This is a genomic window from Ramlibacter sp., assembly GCF_013697775.1.
Classification (GTDB): Bacteria; Pseudomonadota; Gammaproteobacteria; order Burkholderiales; family Burkholderiaceae_C; genus Ramlibacter.
On record NZ_JACCWG010000412.1, the window covers coordinates 1 to 9,842 of the forward strand.

Genomic DNA, 9,842 nt, shown 5'->3' on the forward strand with positions numbered 1-9,842 from the left:
GCACCAGGCCGTTGCGCGCGGCCGTGGCTTCGTCGGCCACCAGCAGCGCGCAGGCGCCGTCGTTCACGCCGCTGGCGTTGCCGGCCGTCACCGTGCCGTCGGGGCGCACCACGCCCTTCAGCCTGGCCAGTGCTTCCAGGCTGGTTTCGCGCGGGTGCTCGTCCTTCTTCACGACCAGCGCCTCGCCCTTCTTCTGCGGGATGGTCACCGATACGATCTCGGCGTCGAAGAAGCCCGACTGCTGCGCCGCCACCGCCTTCAGCTGCGAGGCCAGCGCCATGCGGTCCTGCGCGGCGCGCTCGATGCCGTGTTCGGCGGCGACGTTCTCCGCCGTCTCGGGCATGGAGTCGATGCCGTACCGCTCCTTCATCAGCTTGTTGACGAAGCGCCAGCCGATGGTGGTGTCGTACACCGCGTTGCTGCGCGAGAACGCGCTCTCCGCCTTGGGCATGACGAAGGGCGCGCGGCTCATGCTCTCCACGCCGCCGGCGATCATCAAGCCGGCCTCGCCCGCCTTGATCGCGCGCGCCGCGCTGCCGAGCGCGTCGAGGCCGGAGCCGCACAGGCGGTTGATGGTGGCGCCCGGCACGTCGGTGGGCAGGCCGGCCAGCAGCAGCGCCATACGCGCCACGTTGCGGTTGTCCTCGCCGGCCTGGTTGGCGCAGCCGTACAGCACGTCGGTCACGGCCTGCCAGTCGACCTTGGGATTGCGTTCGACCAGCGCGCGGATCGGGATCGCGCCCAGGTCGTCAGTGCGCACCGAGGACAGGGCGCCGCCGTAGCGGCCGAAGGGCGTGCGGATGGCGTCGCAGATGAAGGCGTGCTGGGTCATGTGGGTCTCCGAAAATTGAGCGTGGTGTGTGCGTCAGGCCTGCGCGATCGGCAGGCCGACGAGCCGTTCCAGTTCGCCGTGCGCGAGCCCCTCGACCGTGTCGATCAGCTTGAGCCCGCGCGGCGTGCATTCCAGTGTGGCGAGGTCGGTGTAGATGCGCTTGACGCACCCGATGCCGGTGAGCGGATAGGTGCAGCGCTCGACGATCTTGCTGGCGCCCTGCCTGGTCAGCAGGTCCATCATGACCCAGGTCTGCCGCGCGCCGGTGGCCAGGTCCATGGCGCCGCCGACGGCGGGAATCGCGTCCTTTTCGCCGGTGTGCCAGTTGGCCAGGTCGCCCGTGGCCGACACCTGGAACGCGCCCAGCACGCAGATGTCGAGATGGCCGCCGCGCATCATGGCGAAGCTGTCGGCATGGTGGAAATAGGCGCCGCCGGCCAGCAGCGTCACCGGCTGCTTGCCGGCGTTGATCAGGTCGTAGTCTTCCTCGCCCTCGGCCGGCGCGGGCCCCATGCCGAGGATGCCGTTCTCGCTGTGCAGGAACACTTCCACGCCGGCCGGCAGGTGGTTGGCCACCAGCGTGGGCATGCCGATGCCCAGGTTGACGTAGGCACCATCGTGGATGTCGCGCGCCACGCGGGCGGCGAGCTGGTCCTTGCTGCGCTTGGTGTCGTTCATGCGGCAATCTCCCGGCGGGCGCCGCCCGCGCGCGTGGCGGTGCGCGCAACCTGCACGATCTTGCTGACGAAGATGCCGGGCGTGACCACGGCCTCCGGATCCAGCGCGCCCAGCGGCACGATCTCGTGCACCGTGGCGACTGTGCGCTTCGCGGCCGTCGCCATGACCGGACCGAAGTTGCGCGCCGCCTTGCGGTAGGTGAGGTTGCCCCAGCGGTCGCCGCGCTCGGCCTTGATGAGCGCCACGTCGCCATGAATCGGCGACTCGAACACGTGCATGCGGCCGCCGATCTCGCGCGTCTCCTTGCCGCGGGCGAGTTCGGTGCCATAGCCGGTGGGCGTGAAGAAGCCGCCGATGCCGGCGCCCGCCGCGCGGATGCGCTCGGCCAGGTTGCCCTGCGGCACCAGTTCCAGCTCGATTTTTCCGGCGCGGTACAGGTCGTCGAACACCCAGCTGTCCACCTGGCGCGGGAAGCTGCAGATGATCTTGCGCACCCGGCCTGCCTTCAGCAGCGCGGCCAAGCCGGCGTCGCCGTTGCCGGCGTTGTTGTTCACCACGGTGAGGTTGCGCGCGCCCTGCGCCACCAAGCCGTCGATCAGCTCGCCGGGAATGCCGGCGGTGCCGAAGCCGCCGATCAGCACGGTGCTGCCATCGGCGATGCTGGCCAGCGCGTCAGCGACGCAAGAGGCGGTCTTGTCGATCATGTATGTTCTAATTGCGAACAGTTGTTCGTCTGTTGAATTCTAGGCCAACTCCGCCATGCCGTCAGCCTCATCCGCGCGCCGAGCCGCCGAGCCGCCGCCCGCCCCCAGCGACAGCTACGTGCAGTCGTTCGCGCGCGGGCTGGAAGTGATCCGCTCGTTCAGCGCCGCCGCGCCGCGCCAGACCTTGAGCGAAGTGGCAGCGCGCGCCGGCCTCACGCGCGCCGGCGCGCGGCGCATCCTGCTGACATTGCAGACGCTGGACTATGTGGAAACCGACGGCAAGCTCTTCGCGCTCACGCCGCGCATCCTGGACCTGGGCTTCGCCTACCTCTCGTCCATGCCGATCTGGAACCTGGCCGAGCCGGTGATGGAGCAATTGGTCGAGGAGGTGCGCGAGTCCTGTTCGGCCGCGGCGCTGGAGGGCACGGACATCGTCTACGTGCTGCGCGTGCCCACCCGCAAGATCATGCGCATCGGCCTGGGCGTGGGCTCGCGGCTGCCGGCTTACTGCACGTCGATGGGCCGGATGCTGCTGGCCGGCCTGCCCGATGCCGAGGTGCGCCAGCGGCTGCGCGCGTCGCCGCGCGAGGCGCTGACGCGGCACACCGTGACCGACGCCGACGCGCTGCTCGCGAAGGTGCAGCAGGCGCGCCGCCAGGGCTGGTGCCTTGTGAACCAGGAGCTGGAGGAAGGCCTGGTCTCCATCGCCGCGCCGATTGCCGACCGCACCGGGCGCTTCATCGCGGCGCTGAACATCAGCGGCCAGGCCAACCGCACCACGCCCCGGCAAATGCAGGACACGATGCTGCCGCCGCTGCTGCGCGCGGCCGGGCGGATCTCGGGGCTGCTCGGCGCGAAGGGAAGCTGACGCGCGACGGCGGCCTCAGCGCGCCAGCGGCCGCACCCAGGCGGCGAGATCGGCGGGTTCGCGCGGCCCGCTCCACTCGCGCAGCGCCTGCAGCCGCACCAGCAGGTCCACGCCTTCGGGCGTGACCTCGTAGCGCACGCCGGCGTCCTCGGCCACCACGCGCCGCAGCACGCCGGTGTCGGCCAGGCCCACCAGCTGGCGCGCCAATTCTTTTTGCGAAATGCGCCCGATGCGCCGCTGCAGTTCGCGAAAGCGCCCGCTGCCACCGGCAAAGTAGACCGCTTCCAGCACCCCGAACGCCCAGCGGCCCGAAAGCGCCTGCAGCGCGCGGCCGACCTGCTGCGCGCACGACTGGCCGCCGCACAGCAGGTGCGCGGCGGGGTCGGAAGAAGGCGTGCTGGTTTCCATTTGGTGACCGGGTGGGTGGTGCGGGAAGCTCGCGCACTCTAAGTTTTCCGGACACCTTCTGCATGACCTCCTGGATCAACCCTCCTTCGGCCGGGGCGGATGCCGGCGCGCAAGCCGCCATCGTCGATGCGCTGTACCGCTTCGCCGCGGGGCAGGACCTGCGCGACCGCGCCCTGTTCCACTCGGCCTGGACCGCTGACGACGCCGAGCTGGACTTCACCCAGCCGGCACTGCGGCTCGGCCTGGAGCTGCCGCCGTTTCGCGGGCGCGAGCACATCACCGACGCCATCCTGGGTTCGCTGGCGGCCATCACCACCTCGCACAGCGTTACCAACCCGCGCGTGCAGGTGCAGGGGGACAGCGCGCGCCTGTTCGCGCTGGTGGAGGCGCAGCACCTGCCCGCGGCCGACCACAGCCGGCACCTGCTGCTGAAGAACGTCTACTGGTGCGACCTGGTGGCCGAAAACGGCCTGTGGGCGATCCGGCGCATGCGCATCGAGAACTTGTGGATGGACGGCGACCCGCGCGTGCTGTTTCCCGGCTGAGCCCGCCCCGCGCGGCGCCGTGCTAGGCTGCTGCGCCTATGTTCAACCCTTCGCAAGAGGACGTGCGGCGCTTCTTCTGCGCCGTGCACGCCAAGAGCGGCGCTGTCCAGCCGATGGACGCGCTGGAAACGCTGGCCGGCCAGTGGCTGGCCGAGCACCCCGAATACCACCCCGACCTGGGCGACGCCGAGGCCGCGGTGGCGCGCGCCTATGACGGCGCCGACGGCCGCACCAACCCGTTCCTGCACCTGTCGATGCACCTGTCGATCAGCGAGCAGTGCTCCATCGACCAGCCGCGCGGCATCCGCCAGGCCGTGGAGCTGCTGGCGGCGCGCCGCAACTCGCTGCACGACGCGCACCACGAGGCCATGGAGTGCCTGGGGCAGATGCTGTGGGAGAGCCAGCGCGCGGGGCGTCCGCCCGATGGGCAGGCCTATGTCGAATGCGTGCAGCGGCGCGCCGCGCAGCATTAACCCCGGAAGAAGTAATCCTCGGGAAGGCAGGCAGTTGAACGGTTTGATCGCCACCTTGAGCCGGGGCAAAAGCCTTGGGCCCTCTGTTTCCCAACCAAACCCAGGAGCCACCATGAGCAACCTCCAGAAGATTCAGGCCTTCTTCACCGCCTACGCCGCCAAGAACGTCGCTGGCGTTCGCGAGGTGATGGCCAGCGACATCAGCTGGACCATCCCGGGCCATCACCCACTGGCCGGCACCAAGCGCGGCATTGACGAGGTGCTGGCCTTCTTCGACCAACTCGGCAAGGCCAACTTCAAGGCCCAACCCCTGGTGGTCGCCGAAAACGGCGACTACGTGATCGACCATCACCGTGGCTGGAGCGAAGAGGCAGGAGGCCTGGACCTCACCTGGTGCCTGGTCTTCCGCTTTGAAGGCGGAAAGATCAAGGAGGTCGTCAACTTCTGCGCCGATCAGCACCTGGCCGACCTGTTCTTCTGGAAGGTCTACCAGCTCAAGCCCATTCCCGACCGCTTGGCTTGATCGGGCTCCGCAGACCACACCCACTTTGGAGATCGCCATGCTTGGACACCTGTCCGCCGTGGCGCGTCGTCATCCGGCAGCCTTCATGAGCTCCGCAAAGTACTTCGCGTCGCCGGTCTTGTAGAGCCCGTACCACGCCGCGAGAACCTTGTCGGAGTAAATACCGAGCATCTCGAAAATATCGCGCGCGAACTCTACCGGGCTCATGGCGGCCGCGGTGATCAGCTTGCCGGAAACGACGCTCGGCTCATCACGGTAAGACGCGGCGCCCTGGTAGCCGGTCTGCATGAGGTAGTCCTTCGAATTGCTGGTGTGCGCGATCTCGTCCAGCAAACCGATCCTGGCCAGGCCGGCAGTGGCGCCGCAAATGGCAGCGACGGGAATGTGATTGGCCAGGAACCCGGCCGCAGCTTGCGCCGCTTCGCCGTTGCCCTTCTTTTCCCAGAGCGCGCCGCCGGGAAGAATGAGCATCGCGCTGTCGCCCGACTTGAGTTGGGCCAGCGTCATGTCGGGCTCGACGCGCAAGCCACCGGCCGAAGTGACGGGCTTGTCGGACACGCCGACGGTCTTGATCTTGAACTTTCCAGGCGTCGCCTGAAACATCGGATTGTTGATGCCGGCGATGGCGTAACCGTACTCCGAGTCGACCATCGTGTCGCAAACAAAGAAGTGAACAGTTGATCTTTCCATTCGAACTCTTCTGTACATGATTGAAATTCATTTTCAGAAGAGTCTGCCGTGGCGCGCAAGAGGCCGACAACGCATGTGGGCGTTCGGCAAGTCCTACAGTTTTCATCGCCCAGCGCAACGCAATGTGCACGCCCGCGCTCTTCGCGTCGGCTTGGTTCGCGCTTACGCGTTTGCGCAGGCCCTCTTTGCCGGGAACTGGCTCGCCAGTCAGACTAGCGAAAACGGCTTTCGGGACGAACTGTCAATTCGCCATCCACCTTGGCAACGTACTTCGACAGCTCTTTCAGTTCGGCATTGGAGAACTGCTTGGCGATCGCGCCCATCACGGCGTTGGTGCGGCCGACGCTGGGGTTGTTGTCGGTCTTGTAGGACTTCAGCGCCACGAACAGGTAGTCGGCGTGCTGGCCGGCGATCTTGGGATAGGTGGGGTCGATCGGCTTGGACAGGTTGGCGCCGTGGCAGGACACGCAGTTGCCCTTCTTGAACAGCTCCGCCGCCTGGCCGCTGGGCTCGGCGCTCAGCTTGTCATTGCCCTGCTTGGCCTGGCCGGCGTAGAAGGCGGAGATGTCGCTGATGTCCTGCTCGGACAGGCTGGTCGCGATGCCGCGCATGGTGGGGTGCTTGCGGTCGCCGTTCTTGTACGCGGTGAGCGCGGCGGCGATGTACTTGGCGCCCTGGCCGGAGATCATCGGCACCTTGTAGACCTCGGGGAAACTGGCCTGGTAGCCCGGAATGCTGTGGCAGCCCACGCACATGGCGACCTTGGCTTCGACCGACTTGGCGCCGGCCGGCGCAGCCTTCTGCACGGGGGCCGCGGCGGCGGGTGCGGCGGCAGCCGGAGCGCTCGCCGCGGGGGTCTGCGCCGATGCGGTCGCGCAAGCGACAACCAGGGCGGAAAGCACGATCAACAGCTTAGTCATTTTGCGCGCACAATTGGAAAGGGTCGTTCTTCTCGGATCAACCCACGATTATATCGGCCGCGCACCGCCCTTCTTTCCGCCTCATCCCACACATGAAGTTCCAAGGCTCGCAGAACTACGTCGCTACCCAGGACCTGATGCTTGCGGTGAACGCTTCCATCACGCTCAAGCGCCCGCTGCTGGTCAAGGGTGAACCGGGCACCGGCAAGACCATGCTGGCCGAGGAAGTGGCGCAGGCGCTGGACATGCCGCTGCTGCAGTGGCACATCAAGTCCACCACCAAGGCGCAGCAGGGCCTGTACGAATACGACGCGGTTTCGCGCCTGCGCGACTCGCAGCTGAAGGACCTGGACGGCGGCGAGAAGGTCAAGGACATCCACAACTACATCGTCAAGGGCGTGCTGTGGCAGGCTTTCACGGCCGACCAGCCGGTGGCGCTGCTGATCGACGAGATCGACAAGGCCGACATCGAGTTTCCCAACGACCTGCTGCGCGAACTCGACCGCATGGAGTTCTACGTGTACGAGACGCGCGAGCTCGTCAAGGCCAGGCACCGGCCGCTGGTGTTCATCACCTCCAACAACGAGAAGGAGCTGCCCGACGCCTTCCTGCGCCGGTGCTTTTTCCACTACATCAAGTTTCCCGACGCCGAGACCATGCAGCGCATCGTCGACGTGCATTTTCCCGGCCTGAAGAAGGAACTGCTGGCCGCGGCGATGCGCACCTTCTACGACGTGCGCAACCTGCCCGGCCTGAAGAAAAAGCCCAGCACCTCCGAGCTGCTGGACTGGCTGAAGCTGCTGGTGGCCGAGGACATGCCGATCGAGGCGCTGCAGAGCCAGGACGACAAGGTCGCCGTGCCGCCGCTGGTGGGCGCGCTGCTGAAGAACGAACAGGACGTGACGCTGTTCGAGAAGCTCGTGTTCATGCAGCGGCACAACCGCTGAGGCCGGGGCCCGCATGCACCCGCTGCTGGTCGAGGGCCTGACTGACGCCGCCGGCTTCGTCGGCGGTGTGCTGCTGGCCTGGGGCCTGGGTTCGCTGCTCGGGCTGGACCCGCTGGCGCCCGGCTACGGCAACAGCGCCATGGGCGGCATCTTGCTGGCCGGGCTGGGCGGTGGCCTCGGGCTGCATATGGCGCGCCGCTGGCGCCGCGGCCGCGCTTCCTCCATCACCAAGGATTGAAACCGATGGCGTCTTTCGTCGAGCCCGTCACCTTGAGCAACCGCGGCATCCGCCTGGTCCCGCTGGGCCTGGAACACGAGGCCGGCCTGGCCGCTGCCGCGGCCGACGGCGAGCTGTGGAACATCCGCGTCACCACGGTGCCCGAGCCGGCCGACACGCGCCGCTATATCCAGGACGCGCTGCGGCAGCGCGAGGAGGGCAACCGCTTCGCCTTCGCCGTGACCGACGAAGCCACCGGCACGGTGCTGGGCACCAGCAGCTACCACGACATCCTGCCGGCGGTGAATCGCGTGGAGATCGGCTGGACCTGGTATGCCAGGCACTGCCAGCGCACCCACGTCAACACCACCTGCAAGCTGCTGATGCTGGGCCATGCCTTCGACACGCTGGGCTGCCACGTGGTGGGCTGGCGCACCGACAATTTCAACTTCGCGTCGCAAAATGCCATCGAGCGGCTGGGCGCGAAAAAAGACGGCGTGATCCGCGGCCACACACTGCGGCGCGACGGCACCATCCGCGACACGGTGATGTACAGCATGCGCGCGGGCGAATGGCCCGAGGCGAAGGCCCAGTTGCTGTACCTGCGCGACCGCCCGCGCGGCTGAACTCTTTCTTCGGGGAGAACGCGATGCTGATCGACTTCTTCTACACGCTGCGCAGCGCCAAGCTGCCGGTGTCGGTCAAGGAATACCTCACCCTGGTCGAGGCGCTCAAGGAAGGCGTGGTCGGCCCGGTGAGCGACGGCGCCTGGAGCATCGACGACTTCTACTATCTCGCCCGCACCGCGCTGGTGAAGGACGAGAAGCACTACGACAAGTTCGACCGTGCCTTCGCCGCGTACTTCAAGGGCGTGGAGTTCATCGCCGACTTCAGCAAGGACATTCCGCTGGAGTGGCTGCGCAAGAACCTGGAGCTCGAGCTGTCGCCCGAAGACAAGGCGAAGATCGAGAAGATGGGCTGGGACGAGCTGATGGAGACGCTGAAGAAGCGCTTCGAGGAGCAGCAAAAGCGCCACGAAGGCGGCAGCAAGATGATTGGCACCGGCGGCACCTCGCCCTTCGGCGCCTTTGGCTTCAACCCGCAGGGCGTGCGCATCGGCCAGGACAAGGGCCGCAACAAGAGCGCGGTGAAGGTATGGGACCAGCGCGCCTACAAGGACTACGACGACAGCCAGGAGCTGGGCACGCGCAACATCAAGATCGCGCTGCGGCGGCTGCGCAAGTTCGCGCGCGAAGGCTCCGAGGACGAGCTGGACCTGGACGACACCATCAAGTCCACCGCCGCCAACGCCGGCTGGCTGGACATCAAGATGGTGCCCGAGCGCCACAACAACGTGAAGGTGCTGCTGTTGATGGACGTGGGCGGCACCATGGACGAGCACATCGGCCGCGTGGAGGAGATGTTCTCCGCCGCCAAGGCCGAGTTCAAGCACCTGGAGTTCTACTACTTCCACAACTGCGTCTACGACTTCATGTGGAAGAACAACCGCCGCCGCTTCAGCGAGAAGTTCGCCACCTGGGACATCGTCCGCAAGTACAACAAGGACTACAAGCTGGTCTTCGTGGGCGACGCGACCATGAGCCCCTACGAGATCCTGCAGCCCGGCGGCAGCGTGGAATACAACAACGAGGAAGCCGGCGCCGAGTGGCTGCAGCGCCTGACCAGTGCCTTCCCGAAATTCGCCTGGATCAACCCCGAGCCGCAGGGCGTCTGGCAGTACCGCCAGAGCATCTCCGTTGTCCAGCAGCTGATGAACCAGCGCATGTACCCGCTGACGATCAAGGGCCTGGAAGAAGCGATGCGGCTGCTGTCAAAGTAGGCGGCCGAACACGAGACTACCCCCGCTCCTCTCCTTCCCCTCGGGAGGGGGAAGGCCGAGATGGGGTGCCCACATACGGCCGCACGGCGGCAGGAGAGTGCGCCATTGTAATGGCGCACTCTCCAGCCGCCGTGCGGCCGTATGTGGGCACCCCATATCGGCCTTACCCCTCCCGAGGGGAAGGAGTGGAGCGGGGG

The 9,842-nt window shown here is 67.0% G+C and carries 14 protein-coding genes; 8 read left to right on the top strand and 6 right to left on the bottom strand.

Translation table 11 applies throughout. The features are described from left to right. The 3 genes from H0U68_RS20870 to H0U68_RS20880 form a co-directional block, all read right to left on the bottom strand. Positions 1 to 832: acetyl-CoA C-acyltransferase (locus tag H0U68_RS20870; protein WP_296358824.1), on the bottom strand; the 832-nt coding region annotated here is incomplete at its 3' end. Positions 833 to 865: 33 nt separating this feature from the next. Beyond that, a complete protein-coding gene (locus H0U68_RS20875) occupies positions 866 to 1,510 on the bottom strand; it encodes a 3-oxoacid CoA-transferase subunit B (protein ID WP_296358825.1) in 645 nt (214 codons plus the stop codon). Continuing rightward, on the bottom strand, positions 1,507 to 2,214 hold the full coding sequence (locus H0U68_RS20880; RefSeq protein ID WP_296358826.1) for a 3-oxoacid CoA-transferase subunit A: 708 nt from the start codon (positions 2,212 to 2,214) through the stop codon (positions 1,507 to 1,509). Before H0U68_RS20880 ends, H0U68_RS20875 begins: the two co-directional genes overlap by 4 nt. A 55-nt stretch (positions 2,215 to 2,269) precedes the next feature. On the opposite strand from H0U68_RS20880, the gene H0U68_RS20885 reads away from it, so the two are divergent. Beyond that, positions 2,270 to 3,082 carry an IclR family transcriptional regulator C-terminal domain-containing protein gene (locus tag H0U68_RS20885; RefSeq protein ID WP_296358827.1) on the top strand — a complete coding sequence of 271 codons (813 nt, stop codon included), beginning with the start codon at positions 2,270 to 2,272 and terminating at the stop codon, positions 3,080 to 3,082. Between the two features lie 15 nt (positions 3,083 to 3,097). Here H0U68_RS20885 and H0U68_RS20890 read toward each other — a convergent pair whose 3' ends face one another. Beyond that, entirely contained in the window at positions 3,098 to 3,490 is a 393-nt protein-coding gene (locus H0U68_RS20890) for a helix-turn-helix domain-containing protein (RefSeq protein WP_296358828.1), read from the bottom strand. Between the two features lie 62 nt (positions 3,491 to 3,552). On the opposite strand from H0U68_RS20890, the gene H0U68_RS20895 reads away from it, so the two are divergent. The 3 genes from H0U68_RS20895 (at position 3,553) to H0U68_RS20905 (ending at position 5,031) form a co-directional block, all read left to right on the top strand. Further along, the gene (locus H0U68_RS20895; RefSeq protein ID WP_296358829.1) at positions 3,553 to 4,035 is read left to right on the top strand and encodes a nuclear transport factor 2 family protein; all 483 of its coding nucleotides are present in this window, start codon (positions 3,553 to 3,555) and stop codon (positions 4,033 to 4,035) included. 38 nt (positions 4,036 to 4,073) lie between these two features. Next, positions 4,074 to 4,508 carry a DUF1841 family protein gene (locus H0U68_RS20900; protein WP_296358830.1) on the top strand — a complete coding sequence of 145 codons (435 nt, stop codon included), beginning with the start codon at positions 4,074 to 4,076 and terminating at the stop codon, positions 4,506 to 4,508. 112 nt (positions 4,509 to 4,620) lie between these two features. Further along, entirely contained in the window at positions 4,621 to 5,031 is a 411-nt protein-coding gene (locus H0U68_RS20905; RefSeq protein WP_296358831.1) for a nuclear transport factor 2 family protein, read from the top strand. 69 nt (positions 5,032 to 5,100) lie between these two features. Here the strand turns inward: H0U68_RS20905 and H0U68_RS20910 are convergent, their stop codons facing one another. Both H0U68_RS20910 and H0U68_RS20915 read right to left on the bottom strand, forming a co-directional pair. Continuing rightward, the gene (locus H0U68_RS20910; protein ID WP_296358832.1) at positions 5,101 to 5,721 is read right to left on the bottom strand and encodes a DJ-1/PfpI family protein; all 621 of its coding nucleotides are present in this window, start codon (positions 5,719 to 5,721) and stop codon (positions 5,101 to 5,103) included. Between the two features lie 212 nt (positions 5,722 to 5,933). Beyond that, on the bottom strand, positions 5,934 to 6,641 hold the full coding sequence (locus tag H0U68_RS20915; RefSeq protein WP_296358833.1) for a c-type cytochrome: 708 nt from the start codon (positions 6,639 to 6,641) through the stop codon (positions 5,934 to 5,936). A gap of 92 nt (positions 6,642 to 6,733) precedes the next feature. Here H0U68_RS20915 and H0U68_RS20920 point away from each other — a divergent pair, with 92 nt between their 5' ends. The 4 genes from H0U68_RS20920 to H0U68_RS20935 are packed head-to-tail and all read left to right on the top strand — an operon-like array spanning position 6,734 to position 9,645. Continuing rightward, complete coding sequence (locus tag H0U68_RS20920; RefSeq protein WP_296358834.1) at positions 6,734 to 7,588, top strand: MoxR family ATPase; 855 nt, start codon at positions 6,734 to 6,736, stop codon at positions 7,586 to 7,588. Positions 7,589 to 7,601: 13 nt separating this feature from the next. After that, on the top strand, positions 7,602 to 7,826 hold the full coding sequence (locus tag H0U68_RS20925) for a hypothetical protein (protein WP_296358835.1): 225 nt from the start codon (positions 7,602 to 7,604) through the stop codon (positions 7,824 to 7,826). Positions 7,827 to 7,831: 5 nt separating this feature from the next. Beyond that, positions 7,832 to 8,431 (top strand): GNAT family protein, encoded by a 600-nt coding sequence (locus H0U68_RS20930; RefSeq protein WP_296358836.1) that lies wholly within the window; start codon positions 7,832 to 7,834, stop codon positions 8,429 to 8,431. A 23-nt stretch (positions 8,432 to 8,454) separates the two neighbouring features. Beyond that, on the top strand, positions 8,455 to 9,645 hold the full coding sequence (locus tag H0U68_RS20935) for a VWA domain-containing protein (RefSeq protein WP_296358837.1): 1,191 nt from the start codon (positions 8,455 to 8,457) through the stop codon (positions 9,643 to 9,645). Positions 9,646 to 9,842: the final 197 nt, after the last annotated feature.

Coding starts and splice junctions, on each gene's coding strand:
- H0U68_RS20925 (WP_296358835.1), top strand. CDS start 7,602: ATGCACCCGCTGCTGGTCGAGGGCCTGACTGACGCCGCCGGCTTCGTC.
- H0U68_RS20915 (WP_296358833.1), bottom strand. CDS start 6,641: ATGACTAAGCTGTTGATCGTGCTTTCCGCCCTGGTTGTCGCTTGCGCG.
- H0U68_RS20885 (WP_296358827.1), top strand. CDS start 2,270: ATGCCGTCAGCCTCATCCGCGCGCCGAGCCGCCGAGCCGCCGCCCGCC.
- H0U68_RS20905 (WP_296358831.1), top strand. CDS start 4,621: ATGAGCAACCTCCAGAAGATTCAGGCCTTCTTCACCGCCTACGCCGCC.
- H0U68_RS20880 (WP_296358826.1), bottom strand. CDS start 2,214: ATGATCGACAAGACCGCCTCTTGCGTCGCTGACGCGCTGGCCAGCATC.
- H0U68_RS20895 (WP_296358829.1), top strand. CDS start 3,553: ATGACCTCCTGGATCAACCCTCCTTCGGCCGGGGCGGATGCCGGCGCG.
- H0U68_RS20920 (WP_296358834.1), top strand. CDS start 6,734: ATGAAGTTCCAAGGCTCGCAGAACTACGTCGCTACCCAGGACCTGATG.
- H0U68_RS20935 (WP_296358837.1), top strand. CDS start 8,455: ATGCTGATCGACTTCTTCTACACGCTGCGCAGCGCCAAGCTGCCGGTG.
- H0U68_RS20890 (WP_296358828.1), bottom strand. CDS start 3,490: ATGGAAACCAGCACGCCTTCTTCCGACCCCGCCGCGCACCTGCTGTGC.
- H0U68_RS20900 (WP_296358830.1), top strand. CDS start 4,074: ATGTTCAACCCTTCGCAAGAGGACGTGCGGCGCTTCTTCTGCGCCGTG.
- H0U68_RS20930 (WP_296358836.1), top strand. CDS start 7,832: ATGGCGTCTTTCGTCGAGCCCGTCACCTTGAGCAACCGCGGCATCCGC.
- H0U68_RS20875 (WP_296358825.1), bottom strand. CDS start 1,510: ATGAACGACACCAAGCGCAGCAAGGACCAGCTCGCCGCCCGCGTGGCG.
- H0U68_RS20910 (WP_296358832.1), bottom strand. CDS start 5,721: ATGGAAAGATCAACTGTTCACTTCTTTGTTTGCGACACGATGGTCGAC.